This is a genomic window from Sphingobacterium sp. BS-2 (assembly GCF_046161205.1).
GTDB classification, from domain to species: domain Bacteria; phylum Bacteroidota; class Bacteroidia; order Sphingobacteriales; family Sphingobacteriaceae; genus Sphingobacterium; species Sphingobacterium mizutaii.
This window is the reverse complement of the sequence record NZ_JBIXGO010000016.1, coordinates 274,369-295,696: the sequence shown is the minus strand read 5'-3', so window position 1 is coordinate 295,696 and position 21,328 is coordinate 274,369. Positions and strand designations below refer to the sequence as shown.

Below are 21,328 nucleotides of genomic sequence, written 5' to 3'. Positions count from 1 at the left end.
TTCAATCAAGCTTAGATTTATATGTTTCTATACAACGTTTCAATTATCATCGAAGATTCCATCCATCAGGAAGTAATTTCTTGGACCAAAGGTCTATTAAATGAGAATCCTGAATTTGCCATTAAACTCCTCAAAATGCTCCATTCGCCACATGAAGGGCAAACCTATTGCCTTCAGGTAGTATTGAACAATGAAGAAGAAATTGAGAGGATTAAAGAGCAGGTTATTCAGCGGCTTCAGGAATATATTAGCAGGCATCATGTAGAAAAGGCATTTCTGTTTGATAGCATCATGCAATACATCCCCCATAATTAGCCCTTTAGGTTTGCACTATTTTTTCTATCCCCATACAATTTAGGGTCGAAGGATACCTTCGGAGAAAGATAGTGCAGTAAAACCAAACGTGAATAACGATAATTGAACGGTGCGAAGATCACGATCGCACTAAAGAGGACAATGATATAGGTCCATGGAGATTCGCTACCTGTGAAATAAGCTGTCAGCAAGGCCAGCATTAATACTTCGCCTACCGAAAAAGCATAGCTCACATACATGGCTGCATAGAAATAGCCTGGTTCTATCTCGAATTTAAATCCACAATGTGGACAAAACTCATGCATTTTTTGTTTAGATAGACCATAGGCAGATCCACTATACATATTCCCAGTTCTACACTTGGGACATTTACTTTGGCAAACAGCTTGAAATTTAGAAATCATTCCTTATTCTTCCACCTGTTTAACCATATTCAATGAATTTGCTGAGCCGGTATTCCTGAATTTCTTATACCATAAGAAACCCACACCAGCAGCAATCATAAATGGCATTGCTAATAAAAACAAAATCCCATCATTTAAGCCCTTACCTTGGGTATTACCTTCCTGTGTACTGTTTTCAGCATTCAAGGTACACATGGCACATTGAGCTGAACTCGCAGTTGGCACAGCCAACAGGGTAATACTTAGCAAACTAGCAATTAGACCTATTCTGAACTTTTGCATGAAACTCATATTGCAAAGTTAACGTTATTATCCCAAATTTCTTATATGTTTCCCTTAATCAGGACATTAAATTTCTCCCAGAAGCCATCCTCAGGCAATGGAGCCTTAATGATCATCGGTTCATCCTTGATGGGATGCACGAAACTCAATGATCTTGAATGCAGGCAAATAGTCCTTCTGTGGCTTCCACGTTGATAACCATATTTATTGTCTCCAACGATAGGACAACCCATGTATGCGAGTTGGCTGCGGATCTGATGGGTACGACCCGTCAAAGGATTAACCTTTAGCAAATAATAACCATCCAGGGTTCCAACCACTTCATAATTAAGTTCGGCATAACTTCCATTCTTTACCTCACGATCATAAGCTTTGGTAATCATCTTTTTTCGGTCGCGCAACAACCAGTTTTTCAAAGTTCCTTTGGGATGCGCCGGTTTTTCACGAACCAGGGCTAGGTAGGTTTTTTCCACCTTTCGATCATGGAACAATCGGTTCATTCGGTCCAAACCCTTACTGGTTTTGGCAAAGAGGATCATGCCACTTACTGGTCTATCCAAGCGATGGATAACCCCTAAAAAAGCCTCATTTGGTTTATTGTATTTCTTTGCCAAAAACTGTTTGACCATGTCCTCCATAGAAGGATCTCCAGATACATCCACCTGGACGATATCACCCCCACGTTTATTGATGGCGATGAAATGGTTGTCTTCGAAAAGAACATCTTTTTCTGTAATTCCCATATCAATGATTAAATATAAAAAGCGTCTTTGGCAGACGCTTTTCTATACTTTTTGACGATCAAATTCTTTAATTATTTAATTGAATCTTGAGCTGCGGCTGCTTCTTCTTTTGCTTTTTTCTTAAAGAAACCTCTCAACAGGAAGTTGCTTTGTAATGCTTCCATGTTTTCATCCAACTTTTCCGTGCTCAGGTTTAGATTCCTTAGAATCTTTTTAATTTCATTTGCTGCCTCAGGATCATTGGTCAATACACCGATTGCATTGTCCTTGTCGTTTAAGCGTTCTGAAGTCTGATTTAAGTTTGCCATCAATGCAGTTGCCGTTTGAGTGACACCTTGCAATTGTGCAGCAGACTCTCTTAGACTAGCAAATACAGCAGTATCTGTAGATAATTCGTGGATCAAACCTTGGTTACTGTTCAACTTTTTGGTTAATACAACCAAGTTGTTAACCGCTTGGTTTGCCTGGGTCATGGTACCATTCAACGAAGAAACAGATTGTTTCAAGTTGTTTGCAATGGTCTCATCAGTCATCATAGCCCCAACAGCACCCTTACCTTCAAGCAGGTTTTTAGATAGTGCAGCAAAGTTTTTGGTTATTTCCACTAAGTTTTCGTTGTTCACCTGTAGGGTAGCCAACATAGCGTCCATTCCACCTGAAACACCTGATTTGATTTCATCACCATTTTCGATCTGTGGAAAGGTTTCTGTACCACCCACCAAACTGATAATAGCATTACCGATCAAACCATCGGAACTCAATGTTGCGATAACGTCTTTTCGGATAAATTTGCTGGATTTCTCTTCAACGTTCATGACTACACGAACATTCTCCACACTTTCAAAGCTGATTTCTTTGATAATCCCCACCTTAACACCTGAAAACCAAACATTATTTCCGACTTTCAAACCTTTTACATCTTTGAAGTAAGTGGTTACCGTCAGGTTTTTAGAGAATTTGTTCTGTTGTGTTCCAATGACCAAAATCCCTGCAACCAAAATGATTAATCCGATGAAGGTAAACAATCCTACAATTATTGATCGTTTTCTCTCTGATGTTGCCATATATCTTGCTATACTATAAAATTATAATCATAAAAAGGTTTCACTCTCTCATCATCTGTATCAAAAATCTCAGAGAATTTACCCACCCGTTCAAATTTGCCATCCAAAAGCATGGCGACTCTATCGCCTACCATTTTTGCGCAGGCCAAATCGTGTGTAATAATAATAGAAGAAGTCTTATATCGTTCTTGAACCTCATTGATCAGGGTATTGATATCCAAACAAGTCAAAGGATCCAATCCTGCTGTTGGTTCATCATACATCATGATATCAGGTCTTAAAATCAAAGTTCGTGCAATACCGATACGTTTTCTTTGTCCACCGGATAGTTCGGAAGGCATTTGATTGATGGTCCTCAATAGGCCCACTCCATCCAATACATCCTCGACTTCACGGTCGATCTCTGCCCTAGTCAAGTTCCTTTTGTTTCTGACCAATGGGAACTCCAGGTTTTCACGTACCGTCATACTATCATAAAGTGCACTATTTTGGAAAGAGAATCCAATTTTCAAACGCAAGTCTCGTAATTCCTTTTCGTTCAATTGGTTCACTACTTCACCAAGTACCGTAATATCTCCCTTATCAGGTTTCAATAAACCGGAAATAAGTTTAATCAATACTGATTTACCTGTACCCGATCTACCTAGAACCACCAGGTTTTCGCCATTATAGAGTTGTAGGTCAACATTGCGAAGGACATGCAAATCACCAAAGGACTTACTGACCCCTTCCACATTGATCACTACATCATCGTAATTTATATTTACTGGCTTTTTCTGTTCCATAATCAATTATCCCATTAAAGCTAGAACCTGAACGATCAATAGTTCCTCGATGAACACTATAAACATGGACGCCACAACGGCACTGTTTGCTGCTTTACCTACACCCTCTGTACCTTTTGAAGAATAATACCCCACATAGGTACTGACAAATCCAATGGTAAATCCGAATACAATAGCACGGAAAACCATGGCGAAAATATCTTTAGGAGCGATTGCTTCAAATACCTGGGTAATAAAGCTTAGTATACTCAACTGATCTTTGGAAATAATACTCAAATACCCCCCTGCCAATCCAATACCTGCTACATAAAAACAGAGAACCGGTATCATAAAAGTTGTGGCCAATATCCTACTCACAATTAAGAACTTAAACGGATTGGTCCCTGAAACTTCCATCGCATCGATCTGTTCGGTAACATTCATGGAGCTTAATTCGGCCCCGATTTGGGAACCTACTTTACCGGATGCAATAAGGGCCGTTACCAATGGGGCCAATGCCCTTACGATGGCAATCGAGATTAAGGCTGGCAACCAGGATGCGGCACCAAATTCTTCTAAGGAAGGTCGAGATTGTTTTGTAAAAACAAATCCTACAATAAAACCCGTTAAACTAATCAATGGGAATGATTTCCACCCGATCTCATAACATTGTCTAATGATCTCTTTAAACTCGTATGGCGGACTCACCACTTCGCGAAAAAAACGCATCAGGAAGCGGTGGATCTTCGCAAATTCTAGTAATAAGGACTCAATTTTTTTAGCCATTAACTATGTGTATTAACGTGTTTTTCCAATTGCTAATTCGGAAATATTTTGTGGCAAATGTACAAAATTTCTTAATATCCATTCGGAAAGTCTATCCAATATTAGCAGAAACATCAATAAGAGCAAAAAAGTTTGACAAAATAATTATACAATTAAACCTTTTCTCAAAAGCGCTGGTCATACCTACAAATTATGGTAAAAAATTAAATTGTTTACATATGAAAAATTTGAAAACATCCACAATATATACCGCATTTATCATGATGCTCTTTGGGCTATTCAGCATAAATGCCGCTTCGGCGCAGGGATATGATGATGTCGATTTCGATGTTTTTCATGAAGAACTGGATCCTTACGGGGATTGGGATCATGATGACGAATATGGCGATGTCTGGTACCCTGATGAAGACGATGATTTTCGTCCTTATGGTACCAATGGTTATTGGACCATGACTGAATATGGTAACACATGGGTATCGAATTACGATTGGGGCTGGGCTCCTTTCCACTATGGTCGTTGGATCCACAGACCGCATAGAGGTTGGGCATGGGTTCCAGGCTATGAATGGGGACCAGCATGGGTAGATTGGCGTAGTGGTGGTGGCTACTATGGTTGGGCACCGATGCGTCCGGGAATAAGTGTAAACGTAAGCCTTGGTATTCCCCTAGACTTATGGGTTTTTATCCCAACTACACGCATCTATGATCGCTATATGAACAGACACTGGTCTTATGGTCGTCGCAACATTTATAATAACACAACGATTATCAACAATACATACATTGTCAACAACAACCGTTACTATGGAGGTCCTGCACGCAGAGACATCGAAAGACACATCGGTAGACGTGTTGATGTTAGAAATGTAAACTTTGACAACAGACGTGGTGCTTCACGGGTTAGCCGCAGCTCTGTATCGATGTACCGTCCAGACAGAAACAATCGTTCGGATCGTGCTGCCAACAGCAGAAGCGGCCGTCTTGAAAACAACCGTAACGCACGTTCTTCTGACAGATCTCCTGCAAACCGCGTAGAGAACAGGTCAGGACGTAGCCAAAGCGGAAGAAGTAATTCAGATTACAGAATCACTAGAAATGCCAACGGACAACGTGAAATGCATATTGGTAACGGAAATTCAAACCGTAGCAATAGAGAAGCAACCAATAATTCACGTTCTGGCAGAGTAGAAAGGGGAAATACGAACAGCAGAGACCGTCAGCCTTCTTCTCGCGGAAAAGTATCGATGGATCGTTCTTCATCTAGAAACGAAACAATGAACCGCAGCTCTAGATCGACTAGAAACGAATCGATGAACCGTAGTTCTAGACCGACTAGAAACGAATCGATGAATCGCAGCTCTAGACCGACTAGAAATGAATCGATGAACCGTAGCCAACAAAGGCAATCGGCTCCACAGCGAGAACAACGCCAACCTAGAATGCAACAAGAATCTAGGTCGCAAAATAGAGTATTTCAAACACGCAATTCAGAAAGACCACAAAGTCGTCCTTCTGTACAACGTAGTTCAAACCATGAATCTAGGTCCTCTTCAAGACCACAATCAAACCAACGTTCAGAACGTGGTTCAGGTAGAGGAAACAGAGGATAAATTTTTATATTTAGTTGAAACAATTTGTTAAAGCGGGCTGATCTAGATCAGCCCGCTTTGTTTTTAATTAGGCTGCATCCTTTCAATTTGGAAGCTAATGGAATAGAAATCCATGGTTAGATTTTAATCCAAAAGGGGATGATTTTTTGTTTTGTTGTGGATAAAAAGGCATTTTTGTTCCTGCTTTTTGTTAACTTCAATAAAGCACAAGCATTAATTTTTTAGGGAATGGCAAAACTTACCTCCATTTTAGACAATGATTTTTACAAATTCACCATGCAATATGCGGTGGTGAAACTCTTTCCAAAAGCGAAAGCTCGCTATCAATTTATAAACCGTGGGAAACATCAGTTTCCAGAGGGTTTTGCCGATAAACTGAGGGAAGCTGTAAATCAATTGGCAAATTTGAAGCTTACTGCTGCGGAAAAAAGCTTTTTCGCAAAGACCTGTCCATATATTGACCCTACCTATTTTGATTTCCTACAAGGGTATCATTTTGATCCTGATGAAGTCAAGATCACGCAAAATGGCCCCGACCTTTCGGTGAAGATCGAAGGCTATTGGTACAGGACCATTTTATGGGAAGTACCATTGATGGCATTAATCTGTGAAACCTACTATGAGGTAACTGGACAAAAAAGGGTTGACGATGCGGAGGTCATGAATATCGTACATGAAAAGATGTACAAATATGATAAACTCAATATTACGATTGCCGACTTCGGAACCCGAAGGCGCCACTCTTACGCTGTTCATGATTTAGTGATCAAAGCCTTGAAGGAACATCCTTCCAAGACTTTTATCGGTACAAGCAATGTGCATTTAGCCATGAAATACCATATCAAGCCAATTGGCACTCATGCACATGAATGGTTTATGTTCCATGCTGCGAAATACGGTTATAAGATGGCCAATTTGCTGGGCTTGGAGAATTGGTCTGACGTGTACCGTGGTGACTTAGGGATTGCCCTTTCTGATACCTATACTACGGAAGTCTTCTTTAAACAATTTGACAAAAAGCTAAGCAAGCTATTTGATGGCGTTAGGCATGATAGTGGCGATGCGATAGAATTTGCCCAAAAGACTATAGACCATTATAATAGCAAAGGCATTAATCCGCTCAATAAGACCATCATCTTTTCAGATGGTTTGGATTATGAGAAGGTGGTTAAGATTTCGAATTTCTGTCAGGGTAAGATTGGATACTCTTTTGGTATCGGAACCGATTTTACCAATGATGTTGGCTTATCGAGAATGAACATCGTGATCAAGATGACAGAAGCCTTTCCTGATGAAGGGGAATGGACTCCAGTGATCAAGCTGTCTGATGAGCCTAACAAGCATACTGGCGACCCTGAAGAGATAAAAATGGCGAAGCGATTCCTAAATATTTCAAACCATGAATAGAGATGTTTATGGCGAAGCCCTGTATGATTATCATGGGCTAGGGAAACTGAATGAACCTCTCCTATTGCACAGCAGCTATGGCGATGTTGAGGAAATGCCTATCGAGGTGTTTTTCAGGGAAGAGGAAGATATTCCAGAATTGGAATTCATTGCCCTATCCCTATGTGATGGCAAGGTCTTGGATGTGGGTGCTGGAGCGGGTGTGCATGCACTTTATTTGCAAGAAAAAGGATTTGAGGTCGATGCTATGGAAATATCGGCGACAGCCTGCAAAATCATGGAAAAACGTGGCGTAAAAAATGTAATCCATGCGGATTTCTTTCAGTTCGCTGAGAAAAAATATGATACTTTATTGTTCTTAATGAATGGCATAGGTATCGCCGAAACTGTAGATGGTTTCAGGAACCTCCTTAAACATTCTAAAAGCCTGCTTACAGATAAAGGTCAGCTGATCTTTGATAGTTCAGATATTTCTTACCTATACGAAGAGTATAGGATCGCCAGACCGGATCATTACTTTGGTGAAATCAACTTCCAATACGAATACAAAGGAAACCTTGGCCAACCTTTTAAATGGCTCTATATTGACCAACAAACCCTTATCAAAATCGCCCATGAAGAAAACTGGGTCGTACAGATCTTATTTGAAGATGATAATGACCAGTTTTTGGTAAGGATGGAGCCGAGAAGAGATATGAGTATTGAGATGTGAGATTTGAGATTTGAGATAGAAAGGCTCTAAGAGAGTATTGGGATATGAGTATTGAGATGTGAGATAGAAAGGCTCTAAGAGAGTATTGAGTATTGAGATTTGAGATTTGAGATAGAAAGGCACTAAGAGAGTATTGAGATATGAGTATTGAGATATGAGATAGAAAGGCTCTAAAAGAGATGTGAGTATTGAGATGTGAGATATGAGATAGAAAGGCGCTATTTTTTTGAAGAGAAATGTGAGTATTGAGATTTGAGATATACAGGTTTCAAATTTAATATCTCAAATCTCACATCTCATATCTCATATCTCAATACTGACTAAAAACAAAACATCCCCGAGAAATCGGGGATGTTTTGTTTTTAGTCAATATAGTCAAACCCTACATAAGGGACCAGAACATCTGGGATCTTGATGCCTTTTTCGGTTTGATTGTTCTCTAAGAGTGTAGCTACGATCCTAGGCAATGCTAGTGCGGAGCCGTTTAAGGTATGTGCCAGTTGGGTTTTACCATCTTCGCCTTTGAAACGTACTTTCAGGCGATTCGCTTGGTAAGTTTCAAAATTGGACACAGAAGACACCTCTAACCAACGCTCTTGCGCTGCTGAATAGGTTTCCATATCGTAGGTCATGGCAGATGTAAAGCTCATATCGCCACCACATAGGCGTAAAACACGGTATGGCAATCCTAATTTCTGCAACAAGGACTGTACATAGCTGCTCATTTCCTCCAGTGTTTCGTAAGATTTTTCTGGATTCACGATCTGAACCAATTCTACTTTATCAAATTGGTGTAATCTGTTCAATCCACGAACATGGGCACCATAGGATCCCGCTTCTCTACGGAAACATGGTGTATAGCCACAGTGTTTGATCGGGAAATCATCGCTTTTTACAATGGTATCGCGATAGATATTGGTAATTGGAACTTCTGCTGTTGGGATCAAATAAAAGTCGTCATTCGTGACATGGTACATCTGACCTTCTTTATCAGGCAATTGCCCTGTTGCATAAGCAGAATCTTCATTCACTACAATAGGAACCTGAACTTCGCGGTAGCCCATTTTTGCAGCTTCATCCAAGAAGAAGTTGATCAGTCCACGTTGTAAACGAGCTCCTTTACCTTTATACACAGGGAAACCAGCACCAGTGATCTTGGTACCTAATTCGAAATCGATGATATCGTATTTAGCCGCCAATTCCCAGTGTGGCATGGCGCCTTGAGGCAATTGGGGAACTGTTCCGTTTTCAAGAACCACTTCATTATCCTCTGGTGTTAAGCCAGCAGGAACCATCTTATATGGAAGATTGGGCAATTGGATCAACTTATCGTGCAGTTCTTTTTCGATCTTATCCAATGCTTCAGTAAGCTCTTTGATTTGCTCTTTATATGATGCAGAACGCGATTTGATTGCTTCAGCTTCCTCTTTCTTACCTTGACGCATCAAGTCTCCAATTTGCTTTGCGGACGAGTTTGCCTCCGCTGCAATAGAGTCAGAATGATTTTGGGTTTTGCGACGTTGTTCGTCTAAAGCAATGATCTGATCGACCAATTCTACTTCGTTGAAATTCTTAACTCCAAGCCTTTCAACTACATGGTCCCGATTTTCGCGGATGTAATTTAATTGCAACATATAATTATGCTTTTTATTTGTATCGGGAGCAAAGATAAGAAGACCTCCGCAATTAATAAACTTGAATTTGTAGCCTATCCATTTTTAGAATCCTTGCAATTTTGTATCATTGCATCATGAAAAACAGTTGGTTTCTTTTCTTATGCCTTGGTATCTTGTACCTTATGCCCCAAGATTTGCTGGCGCAAAACACAATTATTAAGGACTTTACGGTAAAGGAAAACCTTTCGCAGAATGGAAAATTGGCGATAATTGCCATCGATACTGCCGAAAAAACGGACAATACGATCAACGGTAATTATAATTTTACCATCAATGGTTTTTCACAGGAACTTAAATTTACGGACGGCGTCGCTGTTACAAGCAATCCTATTGAATCTTCCACATTTGTATTTTTCAAGCATAAATTTGCTGGATCTGACTTGGGTAAGCTATTCTTTTTGCGGGTAACAGATAAAGGCATTACACCTTATAAAATCAGTGGATTCCTGTTGATCATTATCCCATTGTTGATCTTATATATTGCCTATAAATTCAAGCGCTTCTTGATCACTCTTTTGATTCTTGCTGCTATTTACTTCTATCTGAACTACAGCAAAGGATTGGATGTTCGCCAATTGATCGAAAGCAGTATCATGGGATTGAAAGGTCTGCTCTAGAAAGGCATCCCTACTCCGAAATTATATTGGATAAAGCTATAACGGTCAGGCCAGTTGGTCTGATAGTAATCCTGTTTGAATTTCTTGGCATTGAAGAAGTCCTTGATCACCCATTGATCTGATCCCGAGAACTGGGGATCTTTCAGTTTAAGGCCTGCATCAAGACGGATAATAAAATAATCAAGGTCTACACGCAATCCAAAGCCTGTACCCAATGCAATTTGTGAAAGGAATTTATCACCTCGGAATTCTCCATTTGGATTGATGATATCCTCACGGATCCTCCAGACGTTTCCTGCATCCAAAAAGGTAGCTCCATTTAACTTGGCGCCAAAGAAATTGTTCAACATCCGAAAGCGGAATTCAGCATTGGACTCCAACTTTATTTCCCCCAGTTGATCTAGGTTTCTCAGGTTCACACGGAATTCTGGATTGATGGAAGAACGATTATAGCCACCGGGACCCAGCGTACGGGCCTGCCAAGCACGGATCCCATTCATACCACCTGCAAAAAAGCTCTTCTCAAAAATCATGTTCAAGGAAGAATTGTTTCCATAAGGAACCGCAACGCCTGAGTTAATCCGGAAAACAAACTGCCTGTTTCCACCCAGATGTTTATACCAACGATAGTCTATCTCACCTTTCATATATTGCAGAAACGGCACGCCGAAGATCAGTTTCTCGCCGTCTTCATTTTGCTTGAATTTCATGACATTTCCTAATAGTCCTAGCAGATTTCCACTGATATCCACTGCCCCTCTGAAATAACTGAAGTTCTCTTTTGTCGTTAATTTCGGCCCATTGTAGGTATAGGCATATTGAGCCCCTAAGCCAAAGTATTTACGGTCATTGCTTCGGACATACAGACCATAGCCTTGATCGATCAGGCTCTCTTTGAATTCATCGTTCAACTGTCCATGTCTATACTCGATAACCACTGGGGTCAAGCTGTGCATCTTATTGGTCGCCTCATACCAGATATAGTTCAGGCTATTGATCCAATATCGATTGGCATAGGTTTGATCTTGAAAGAATAATTGCAAACTTGAAGAAAAAGTTGTTCTAGGCAAACCATATCGACCCACACTACGAACCCTAAACGGGGTCAATAATCGTGGGAAAGAAAGATTTACCCCTACCTGAAAGTCATTGTTAAAGATTTTATCCGCCAAGCTTCCTGGCAACCTGGAATCAAAAAGGACCCCATACCGCATTTTGACCTCAATGGTTTCAGAACCTCCGAATACATTCCGATGTGAGAAGGTATTACCCACGTTGAAACCGCTCATCCCTGAACTGAATGTAAATTCTCCTTCTATCTGATTGCTCATGGCAGAACGCGGTACAACGGTATATTGGACATCCAATTTGTTGGAATCTTTTTGCTGGTAATTGATCTTAACCGAGCGGAAACCATTCATTTCATATAAACGGTCGTAGGCTAGCTCTTCGTTAGCACTATTGAATTTTTGTCCAGACCTGAGGAAAGCATATCTGGATAGCGGTCTTAGTTTAAAATTGCCGGTTTGATCGGTATAGAAAATCTTGGTCAGGGTATCGAATTTACCTTCAGAATTCTTTTTTAATTCCGGATCGGCAGCTTCAACTGTAAAATACACACTGTCAATATAATAAATCTTATGTTTAGTTGAATCTTCCCTGTTGGACACCTGGATCAATAAATCGGCTTGATTGTCCAAATCTATGGTGTCAATTCCAGCACGCATATACTGCCTTAAATAATCATAATAACCCGACTCTCGCATATTGGTATAGAGGCGTTCTCGTTCAAGGTATAGATCGGATGCATCATAGCGTTTTCCGGATTTTAAGGGGCTGATCGGAACGACCTTTTCCTGATAGATGGAATCTACTGCAGGGTCCTCTACCGTCCTATCGATTTCTCGGATGGTATAAGGATTTCCTAGGTTTGCATTAAAATTGATTTTGGCTTTCTTTTTATTGAATTCGATCTGGGGCTCAACCTTGGCATTAAAATAACCCTTGGTTTGAAGAAATCGTTGGATCTGGGTTGCGGAGAGTTCGACGACCGCAGAATCAAGGATCCTAGGGGCCTCCCCTACATTTTTGATGTTCTCGGTTTTATATTGTCCATCTCGGGTATTGAACATGTTATAAATGGTCAAATAGAGTGGAGAATTTGGACGAATTTCATTAGCCACGTACATTCCTGCGGGCTCTTTCAATTCAGGTGTTACCCCATTTAGATCGACATCGGTGACCAGATATTGATTGTCGTCGAGGTATTTCGCCGATCGACAGGACGCAATAATTAGCGACAAAAACGTTATACTTGCAAAAAATAATAAACTTCTTTTATTAGTCATTCATCCCATGTTGTCAAAAGCTCAAATCAGTCTAATTACTTCATTGCAGCATAAAAAATTCCGAACTCAGCATAACTTATTTGTGGTAGAGGGCATAAAATCCGTTTTGGAGTTTGCACATTCAACCTACAAGATAAGTAAAATATTTGCGACAGCAGATGCCGCTGTAAAATTGGGCAAAATACCGCAAAATATAAAACTTGAAGAGCTTACTGTAGTCGAGTTTGGGAAAATAAGTAGCTTGAAGAATCCACAAGGCGCATTGGCTTTGGTTGAAATACCGCATTTTAATCAATTAAATGTAAAGGATCTTCAGGGGAAGCATAGTTTGATTTTGGATGATGTGCAAGATCCAGGCAATTTAGGAACCATCATCCGTACTGCGGAATGGTTCGGGATTGAAAACATTATCTGCTCAATAGGCACTGTAGATGCCTATAATCCGAAGGTTGTGCAAGCCACCATGGGTTCACTTTCCCGGATTAAACTACACTATCTAGATTTGGAAGAATTCATTCAACAAAACAGCATGCCTATCTTTGGTGCTCTTCTGAAAGGAGATTCCATTTATGAAACCAATTTTGGGAAGGAAGGGTTTATAATGATGGGAAATGAGGGCAATGGAATTAGGGAAACCCTGATCCCTAAAGTTGATCAGGCGGTGACCATTCCACGGGTTGGCAAGGCGGAGTCATTGAATGTGGCAGTGGCGACGACAATATTTTGTTCAGAATTGACGCGACAAAATATGGAAAGGAAAAATGGATAATATAGAAAACGAGAATCAACCTTTATATACAATACAATTCGGACTACTCTGTTTGAGCTCGCTCCTATTCTCTTCGAGTTTTAATATGATTATTCCGGAGTTACCCAACTACCTCTCTTCCTTGGGAGGTGCAGCACACAAGGGCTTAATCATTGCTCTTTTCACACTGACGGCTGGAATTTCAAGACCCTTTAGTGGCAGATTGACTGATAAATGGGGGCGAGTACCTGTGATGGCCATAGGTTCGATCGTATGTGTCATCTGTGGTTTTTTGTACCCTATCCTGAGCAGTGTTTCTGGATTCTTCCTCCTTCGGTTAGTGCATGGTTTCTCAACAGGATTTAAACCCACAGCAACCTCTGCTTATATTGCCGATATCATTCCATCGACGCGTTGGGGTGAGGCATTGGGGATGCACGGGCTTTGTTTCAGTATTGGCGGTGCAGTTGGGCCAGCTATCGGTAGTTATATTGCGCTGAAGTATGACCTGAATACCATGTTCTATAGTTCTTCGGCATTTGCGTTCCTATCCATCATCATCGTGATGAACATGAAAGAAACGCTGAAGGAAAAGAACAGGTTCTCGCCTAAGATGCTCAAGATTTCACGTCGTGATATTATCGAGGTGCGCGTGATACCTGCCGCCATTGTTACTTTGCTCTCCTACACTGCTTATGGGGTGATATTGACCCTAATCCCCGATTGGAGTGAGCATTTGGGCATAGTAAATAAGGGTTTGTTTTTCACGGCCTATACCGTGGCCTCCATTGGGATTCGATTTATATCTGGAAAAGTGGCGGATCGGTACGGTAGGATCAGTGTGATGAAGGTGGGCTTGGTTGTCGTTGCTATATCCCTTTTGTATCTTGGTTTTGGAAATAGCATTGCACAATTGGTGATCGGCGCCTGTCTGTACGGTATAGGTACGGGGATTTTTTCGCCAGCGGTCAATGCTTGGACGATCGACCTATCTCTGCCACAATATCGTGGGAAAGCCATGGCGACCATGTATATTGCCCTTGAAGCCGGTATCGGAGGTGGCGCATTATTTGCAGGGTACATTTATCACGATGAAATACTGAGAATTCCGTATATTTTCTATGGAAATGCACTGATCATCTTACTTGCATTTTTTTATGTGATTTACTGGAATTCAAAAAACAAAAAAACTCATAACCTGTTATAGCATTCATATGGAAAATAAACAAACCAAAAGACCCTATTCCTTCGAGCTTGCATCAAGCTTAATGGCGTTGGTACTTATCATTGTCCTCATGTACTTTACCCAGGGTGTTTTGCTGCCACTCATTTTTTCAATTCTGATTTCAATTTCCCTTTATCCATTGGCAAGATTATTTGAGCGGATCCGTCTTGGAAAGGCTTTTTCAGCAATCTTAGCCGTCATTGTGGCGATAGCGATTATTTCAGGTTTATCATGGTTTATTGTCTATGAAAGTATCTTGATTGGAAAAGATGCATCAGCCATTACGGACAAGGTGATGTCTGTATTGGAAGGTGGCCAGAAGTGGTTGGAAAGTCAATTCGGCATTGAAAGGACTGAAGTGATGGAAAAATTGCGCGAACAGGGTGAAAAGGCCATGGAGAACGCTGGAGGAATGCTATCCAGTACATTCGGCTCAATTGGAAATATCCTCGCGAGTGCAATCTTGGTTCCTTTATTGAGTTTTTTCCTTTTGTATTACCGTGATTTCTTCCGTGAATTTTTCTTTAAAGCTTTTAAATCATCCCCTCAGAGTAAAGTGAATGAGGTGTTGAACAAAATATATGATGTGGTTCAGAGTTATTTGGTCGGCTTGATTACCGTGATGGGAATTGTGGCGGTACTGAATACGGTGGGGCTTATGGCGATGGGAATTGACTATGCTTGGTTTTTTGGTTCATTGGCTTCCCTGCTGATGCTGCTTCCTTATATCGGGATCGCAATTGGTTCGATTTTGCCTGCATTATTCGCCTTGGCAACGAAAGATAGTGCTCTATATGTATTGGGTGTGGTGGCATGGTTTCAAGTCGTGCAATTCCTGGAAGGGAACATCATTACACCAAATATCGTGGGATCCAAGGTGAGCATCAATCCGCTGATGGCGATCATCGGAATCCTATTGGGTGGGATGTTATTCGGACTGGCCGGTTTGATTATCGCCTTGCCTTTTATCGCGACATTGAAGGTTATTTTTGATTCAAACCCTAATATGGAAGCCTTCGGTTTCTTGATTGGGGAACCAGAGAAGCTGCATCTCAAGCGAAATTCGACGCAGGAGCTACTGATGAAATGGGGAATCGTCCGAATGCCGAAAAACAAGAAGAAGATTGAAGTTGATGTCAATGTCTCAGTAGATGGTCCTGAAGAGACACCCCATACGGAAATGACTTACAAGGAAATCAATGAATCGGAAGAACTTCCGTATGAAGACCTTCCGCAAGATGAGTTTAAGAAGAAGGACGAAGAGTAGATTTTTCGGAATTCTGAAACATAGACAAAAGACATAAGGTAAGCTTTATGTCTTTTGTTATTTTATACCTATTGCTGAATGTTGAAACCAAGCTTACGCATTGCCGAAATCTCAACACTGTACACCCCAAACTCCTCCATTACCTTGCCGTGAAGTTCATAAAAACCGCTCCCTTGGAAAGGGTACTGACGGAGTACGGGTGGGAAATGCACGGTATCCAGCCAATCTCCTTCCACATCTAGGAAGGTTCCGAAGCACATCCGCTCTTTTTTGATGGTTCGGGTTTCTTTCAAGGTCACCAATCTGCCGATGATCTTGATCTGTTGGCCAAGCAGGTCTGGCAACTGATTGACCAGGACTGATCCTTTCAGATATTCTTTATTCAAGAGTTCAAAGAAGTCACCTACGACAAAGCCCAATAGATCGAGCTCATCCCGCAGGTCATCCATCCTGTTCTTTTCAAATTCAGGCAATGAAAACTTGATTTCTTCTGTTTCGAAAAGGGTTTTGGGATCATCTTTTTCTGTCCGCTTGTTTCTGAAATTCGCTTCCCATAGCAGAGTTTTCTTATCCAATCCAGTGAACCGCAATGCCCCGATCCGGATCAAGATATTGAGTTGTTCGGGAGCAGGATGCAAGCGCTGGAGGACATCATTCAAGCTCTTGTAAGCACCATTTCGCTGCCTTTCTTCAACAATCTGATGGGCAAACTCCTGCTCAAGGCCTTGCAAATGGATAAAACCGACATAGACCTGCTGATCTGATATATTGGTAAGATGGTCGCTGTTGTTTAAGCATGGAAGCTGGATGATCCCGCCATTCCTCCGTAATTCATGGAAATAGAATTCCGTGCGATAAAAGCCTCCGAAATTATTAATGACGGCGACATAAAATTCGCATGGAAAATAAGTCTTCAGATAGAGACTTTGATAGCTTTCGACCGCAAAGGACGCAGAATGGCCCTTGGCAAAGGAATAACCGCCAAAGCTCTCCATCTGCCGCCAAACTTCTGAAGTGACCGATTCTTCATAGCCCTGCTCTCTGCAATTAGAGAAGAATTTCGCACGCATCAGCTCAAACTTATTTTCAGAGCGATATTTACCGCTCATTGCCCTTCTCAGGATATCGGCCTCTTCCAAGGATATCCCCCCGAAATGATGGGCAACCTTGATCACGTCTTCCTGATAGACCATCACGCCGAAGGTCTCTTCAAGGAGTTCCCTCATTTTAGGGTGCAGATATTCGATTTTATCGCGATCATGATAGCGCTCGATATACTGCTTCATCATCCCTGATTGAGCTACCCCAGGCCGAATGATCGAACTGGCAGCCACTAAGGTGAGGTAATCTGAACATTTCAGTTTGCCCAAAAGCTGCCGCATGGCGGGGCTTTCGATATAAAAACAACCGATGGTATCGGCCTTACGAATCATTTCTGCGAGCTTGGGGTCTTCAAAAAAGCGATCTACTTGATGGATGTCCACATGTTTGCCTCTATTTTTCTGCACCAATTCAAGGGCATCCTTGATATGACCCAGTCCGCGCTGGCTGAGGATGTCAAATTTAAAGAGCCCTATCCTATCGGCTTCGAACATATCCATATGGAGGGTCCGAAATCCCTTTGGTGGTAATTCCAATACCCCATAATCATTCAATGGTTTTTCACTGATCAATACCCCACCGGCATGTACACTGATATTACTTGGAAAATCAACCAACAGAGCTCCATATTTTTGGATCCAACGTTGGATTTTATCTTCCGCACTCCATTCTCGCTTATGCACCAATTCATCAATTTCTTCCTTAGGCAAACCAAATACCTTTCCCAATTCCCTCACGATAGCCCGGCGTTGAAAAGTATTGTACATGCCTAACAGAGAAACATTCTGGCGACCATATCGCATGAACAGGTACTCAAAGATGGCGTCGCGATCTTTCCAACTAAAGTCAATATCAAAGTCGGGCGGAGAGGTCCGATTGGGGTTCAAGAACCGTTCAAAATAGAGGTCAAGCTTGATGGGATCCACATCGGTAATGCGTAGGCAATAGGCCACGACCGAATTGGCACCACTACCCCGCCCCACATGATAGAAGCCTTGCTCATTGGCATAGCGCAACATATCCCAGACAATCAAAAAATAGGAATTGAATTCAGATTGCTTAATAATGGAAAGTTCCTTTTCCACCCGTTCCATGGCTTTTTTGTTCTTGTTCCCATAACGGATCTTGCAACCTTCAATAGCCAACTTCCTCAACAGTTCATGATCATCGTCCATGCTCGCGGTGAAGTGTTTCTTATTCTTATCGACATGGAAAGTCATTTCAATCGAACAGCTCTTGACCACTTCCATGGTCTTGCTGATAACAGAGGGAAACTTTGCATAGGCCGAGACTAAGCTCTCTTCATCCATTAAAGTCTCGTTGGGCTTGGCATAATCTTCCTTGACCAACTTAGATAACAAGGTGTTCTTAGCGATCGCCCTTAAAATGCGATGAAGATCATAATGGGTCTTATCTTGATAGGTTACAGGTTGCAGCACGACCCAACAGTCAGCTTGAAGTGCCTCTTGCCAACTCAATTTATTGAGGTCCTCTTTCCTTAACCCTATTAGTTCATTTGGCCTTAAAAGTTCAATTTCAGGATGATTCTCAAAAGTATAAATCACCCATAGGTCATCGGATTCAAAAGGTGGTTTTTTGGGGAAGTTCAACTTCCGTTGTTTGTAAAAGGAAAGAAAACTCTGGATGACGAATAAACCGGCATTGTTTTTCGCCAAAAGGATATAACACAATTCGTTTTCATTGCGAATTTCGACCCCCACAATAGGTTTGATGTTTGCTTCCTGACATTTCAATACAAAATCCCAACAATCGGCCGTACTGTTGATATTCGTCAGGGCCATTGCCTTGACTCCTAACGACTGCGCACGCTCCACCAAATCCCTCGTAGGAAAGGTTCCATAATGAAAACTAAACCAGGTCTTGCAATTCAAAAACATTTTACAAGATTAAGGTTTTTTTAAATCATTTTACTAAAAATATTAGCAATAATACAAACAAAAAAGCTGAGCTATTGTAGCTCAGCTAAATCTAATATTACTTATTATATACTCGATGGTTAATCAAACATGATGGTTATCAATCCTCCCAGGTCCAGTTGAGTTGCATGGAAACTGCTAAGTGGTCCGACAGGGCCTCTCCATCTACACTGGTAAAGTGCTGGATTTCGACCTGATAATCGATTGGTTGAAATTTCAGGTGTTCGCTATTTCTGAAAAATATCTTATCGAGACTCTCAGTATCGTTATTGAGGCTCAGCATATGCTGAGCGATAAATTTGGGGATAACTTCTGGAAAAACACCTTTGCGAAGGAATTGCACCCAACCATCAGACAGTCCTGTGGTCAATAAGAACTCATGTAAATTATCCCTCTTATAGGCATAATGGGCATTAAAATCCCCCATTACGATTAAAGGTCTACCCGAAGAATTTTCATTGATATAAGTCGCTAACTGCCGAAAGTTTTCCCTTCTGGCACGAGCCGCTCGGGCAACATCGCTTGAATTTGCATGCACATTATAGACATCTACAGTCACTTGGTTGGCAAGTTGGATCTGGGCAAAGCTAAAGCCCTTCACCGTCCAACAATCAGGACCACTGCAATGACGCCATGGAATCCTTCGGTATTCAATAATAGGATATTTTGATAGGGTATTCAATCCATCGCCAACAGGGATCTTCCCTTTGGTCTGCGTGCGATAAGGATGTAAGTTCTTGGAATAAAAAGATGTGTTATAATTAAAATCTTCTTGGACATTCACGATGTCATAAGGCTCAACTTTTTCACCGATTTCAGCAATACTGAATTTTCTAGGGAGCTTCGCCGCCGAGATACCCTGTGGTAGTCCGGCGATATTATAGGTCAGCAAGGATATCTTTCCTTGCAAAAAACGTTCTGTAGAGGATTCTTCTTGGGGAATGGCTACGGAAATCAGCTTTCCCTTTAAGCTCTTGAAAATAAATAGTAAAACTATAATTACCGCCGCTAGTATAAAAAGTATGGTCATCTATTAACTTATATGAAATAAAAGTATCTTCTTCAAATTATCTAAATGGGAACGCAACATTAAGTTTTTGTTACTCCCCTTCATGAAAACCTTCAAATTGATCAATGAACTTAGGTTTCTTATCAGAAGTCATCAATGAATCATTCAATTCCCATTCCAAGTTTAATGAGATCGCACAATGATCAGAAAGTGGCTCCCCCGCATCTGTGCTGAAAAGTTCATGTTGTACTTGGTAATTTTTTGGTTTGAAAATCAATTGTTTGCTATTGCGAAAATATATCTTGTCAATGCTCTCGCAATCGTCCGTTACGGTCAATGCATGTTGGGCGATGAAGTTTTCTTCATGGTCCGGAAGGCGACCTTGATTCCGCAGAAAAACCCAAGAATCGACCAAGTCCATCTCAGATCGGAATGCCCGCACATTGTCTTCAGCAAAAGCATAGTGTGCATTAAAATCACCCATGACCAACAAAGGCTGATCGGCAGATTTTTCCTTTATGTAGTTCGCGAGCTGCTCCAAGTTTTTCTTTCTAGCGAGAACCGCTGATCTATTATCTTGGGCTGTGGCATGGATATTATAAACATCCAGGAATACATCCTTTGCAATCTCTAAGCGGACATAGCTGAAGCCCTTGGGAGTCAAACAATCACTGCCACTGCAGTCTCGCCAGGAAATTCGTTCGGATTCTTTGATAGGATATTTGGAGAGTGTACTCAAACCATCACCAAACGGGACAGTGCCCATGCTCACGGTTCGAAATACATGAAGGTTGGAAGAATACAATTCGAAATTGTAGTTGAAATCTTCTTGGAGATTGACGATGTCAAAACGATTGATCCGTTCTCCGATCGTCCGGATACTGGCTGCCCTAGGGGTTTCCGCACTAGAAATCAATTCCGGTAGCCCAGCAATATTATAGGTCAGCAACGAGAGCTCTCCCGATGAACGATGTTCCAGTTCAGGATAGTTCAGCAGTGGCATGGCCTTGGAGCCATTGCTACGTTTGTAACTGAAAATAAAAACAAGGGAGAGAATAATCGACATCAGTACTATAAACCTGAAATGCCACGCTTTACTTTTCTGAGGATAAGGAAGGTTGATCAGCATATCTATCAATCGTAATTCCTACAGCAAAATTACCGTACACGGTTAAATCTAATCTTAAGGCAATATTAAAGGTTTGTTGATTTGATATTTAGTATTCATTAAGACTTCATCTTTTATAAACATTTCATTCACAATAGCATAATACCAAATTAGCAATAAAGAAATACAGAGGATATACTTTTAC

The 21,328-nt window shown here is 41.2% G+C and carries 19 protein-coding genes; 8 read left to right on the top strand and 11 right to left on the bottom strand.

All coding sequences use genetic code 11. The annotated features are described in order from the left end of the window. Window positions 1-21 precede the first annotated feature (21 nt). Window positions 22-315, top strand: a complete 294-nt coding sequence (locus ACK2WI_RS08185) for a DUF4286 family protein (RefSeq protein ID WP_093098871.1) — start codon at window positions 22-24, stop codon at window positions 313-315. On the opposite strand, the gene ACK2WI_RS08180 is transcribed toward ACK2WI_RS08185, so the two are convergent. The 6 genes from ACK2WI_RS08180 to ACK2WI_RS08155 form a co-directional block, all read right to left on the bottom strand. Further along, window positions 312-620, bottom strand: coding sequence for a DUF983 domain-containing protein (locus ACK2WI_RS08180; protein WP_312697492.1), 309 nt, complete (start codon window positions 618-620; stop codon window positions 312-314). The genes ACK2WI_RS08185 and ACK2WI_RS08180 overlap by 4 nt on opposite strands. Before the next feature lie 102 nt (window positions 621-722). Next, a complete protein-coding gene (locus ACK2WI_RS08175; protein ID WP_093099076.1) occupies window positions 723-1,001 on the bottom strand; it encodes a hypothetical protein in 279 nt (92 codons plus the stop codon). A gap of 41 nt (window positions 1,002-1,042) precedes the next feature. Continuing rightward, the gene (locus ACK2WI_RS08170; protein ID WP_093098868.1) at window positions 1,043-1,744 is read right to left on the bottom strand and encodes an RluA family pseudouridine synthase; all 702 of its coding nucleotides are present in this window, start codon (window positions 1,742-1,744) and stop codon (window positions 1,043-1,045) included. Between the two features lie 71 nt (window positions 1,745-1,815). Beyond that, window positions 1,816-2,808: an MlaD family protein gene (locus ACK2WI_RS08165; protein WP_409150325.1), complete on the bottom strand. Its 993-nt coding sequence runs from the start codon at window positions 2,806-2,808 to the stop codon at window positions 1,816-1,818. An 8-nt stretch (window positions 2,809-2,816) separates the two neighbouring features. After that, window positions 2,817-3,593 (bottom strand): ABC transporter ATP-binding protein, encoded by a 777-nt coding sequence (locus tag ACK2WI_RS08160; RefSeq protein ID WP_093098865.1) that lies wholly within the window; start codon window positions 3,591-3,593, stop codon window positions 2,817-2,819. Between the two features lie 6 nt (window positions 3,594-3,599). Next, window positions 3,600-4,358 (bottom strand): ABC transporter permease, encoded by a 759-nt coding sequence (locus ACK2WI_RS08155; RefSeq protein ID WP_093098864.1) that lies wholly within the window; start codon window positions 4,356-4,358, stop codon window positions 3,600-3,602. 218 nt (window positions 4,359-4,576) lie between these two features. Between ACK2WI_RS08155 and ACK2WI_RS08150 the strand changes: the two genes are divergently transcribed. The 3 genes from ACK2WI_RS08150 to ACK2WI_RS08140 all read left to right on the top strand — a co-directional run bounded on the left by ACK2WI_RS08150 (window position 4,577) and on the right by ACK2WI_RS08140 (window position 8,087). Then, window positions 4,577-5,968: a DUF6600 domain-containing protein gene (locus ACK2WI_RS08150; RefSeq protein ID WP_409150324.1), complete on the top strand. Its 1,392-nt coding sequence runs from the start codon at window positions 4,577-4,579 to the stop codon at window positions 5,966-5,968. A 228-nt stretch (window positions 5,969-6,196) separates the two neighbouring features. Next, the gene (gene pncB, locus ACK2WI_RS08145; RefSeq protein WP_093098861.1) at window positions 6,197-7,375 is read left to right on the top strand and encodes a nicotinate phosphoribosyltransferase; all 1,179 of its coding nucleotides are present in this window, start codon (window positions 6,197-6,199) and stop codon (window positions 7,373-7,375) included. Beyond that, a complete protein-coding gene (locus tag ACK2WI_RS08140) occupies window positions 7,368-8,087 on the top strand; it encodes a class I SAM-dependent methyltransferase (protein WP_409150323.1) in 720 nt (239 codons plus the stop codon). The genes pncB and ACK2WI_RS08140 overlap by 8 nt, the downstream gene beginning before the upstream one ends. A gap of 362 nt (window positions 8,088-8,449) precedes the next feature. On the opposite strand, the gene serS is transcribed toward ACK2WI_RS08140, so the two are convergent. Further along, complete coding sequence (gene serS, locus ACK2WI_RS08135) at window positions 8,450-9,721, bottom strand: serine--tRNA ligase (protein WP_409150322.1); 1,272 nt, start codon at window positions 9,719-9,721, stop codon at window positions 8,450-8,452. A gap of 116 nt (window positions 9,722-9,837) precedes the next feature. On the opposite strand from serS, the gene ACK2WI_RS08130 reads away from it, so the two are divergent. Then, window positions 9,838-10,380, top strand: coding sequence for a hypothetical protein (locus ACK2WI_RS08130; protein WP_409150321.1), 543 nt, complete (start codon window positions 9,838-9,840; stop codon window positions 10,378-10,380). Here the strand turns inward: ACK2WI_RS08130 and ACK2WI_RS08125 are convergent. After that, window positions 10,377-12,683 (bottom strand): BamA/TamA family outer membrane protein, encoded by a 2,307-nt coding sequence (locus tag ACK2WI_RS08125; protein WP_409150320.1) that lies wholly within the window; start codon window positions 12,681-12,683, stop codon window positions 10,377-10,379. The genes ACK2WI_RS08130 and ACK2WI_RS08125 overlap by 4 nt on opposite strands. 52 nt (window positions 12,684-12,735) lie before the next feature. Here ACK2WI_RS08125 and ACK2WI_RS08120 point away from each other — a divergent pair, with 52 nt between their 5' ends. From ACK2WI_RS08120 to ACK2WI_RS08110, 3 genes are read left to right on the top strand one after another with little or no spacing between them, the layout of a single operon-like run. Further along, window positions 12,736-13,497: a TrmH family RNA methyltransferase gene (locus ACK2WI_RS08120; protein ID WP_409150319.1), complete on the top strand. Its 762-nt coding sequence runs from the start codon at window positions 12,736-12,738 to the stop codon at window positions 13,495-13,497. Beyond that, the gene (locus ACK2WI_RS08115; protein WP_093098852.1) at window positions 13,490-14,683 is read left to right on the top strand and encodes an MFS transporter; all 1,194 of its coding nucleotides are present in this window, start codon (window positions 13,490-13,492) and stop codon (window positions 14,681-14,683) included. The genes ACK2WI_RS08120 and ACK2WI_RS08115 overlap by 8 nt, the downstream gene beginning before the upstream one ends. Window positions 14,684-14,690: 7 nt before the next feature. After that, window positions 14,691-15,968 (top strand): AI-2E family transporter, encoded by a 1,278-nt coding sequence (locus ACK2WI_RS08110; RefSeq protein ID WP_409150318.1) that lies wholly within the window; start codon window positions 14,691-14,693, stop codon window positions 15,966-15,968. A 68-nt stretch (window positions 15,969-16,036) separates the two neighbouring features. Here the strand turns inward: ACK2WI_RS08110 and ACK2WI_RS08105 are convergent, their stop codons facing one another. From ACK2WI_RS08105 to ACK2WI_RS08095, 3 genes are all read right to left on the bottom strand, one after another. Further along, window positions 16,037-18,967, bottom strand: coding sequence for a DNA polymerase III subunit alpha (locus tag ACK2WI_RS08105; RefSeq protein ID WP_409150317.1), 2,931 nt, complete (start codon window positions 18,965-18,967; stop codon window positions 16,037-16,039). Between the two features lie 139 nt (window positions 18,968-19,106). Then, a complete protein-coding gene (locus tag ACK2WI_RS08100) occupies window positions 19,107-20,036 on the bottom strand; it encodes an endonuclease/exonuclease/phosphatase family protein (protein ID WP_093098847.1) in 930 nt (309 codons plus the stop codon). A gap of 70 nt (window positions 20,037-20,106) precedes the next feature. Continuing rightward, window positions 20,107-21,144, bottom strand: a complete 1,038-nt coding sequence (locus tag ACK2WI_RS08095) for an endonuclease/exonuclease/phosphatase family protein (RefSeq protein WP_409150316.1) — start codon at window positions 21,142-21,144, stop codon at window positions 20,107-20,109. Between the last annotated feature and the right edge of the window lie 184 nt (window positions 21,145-21,328).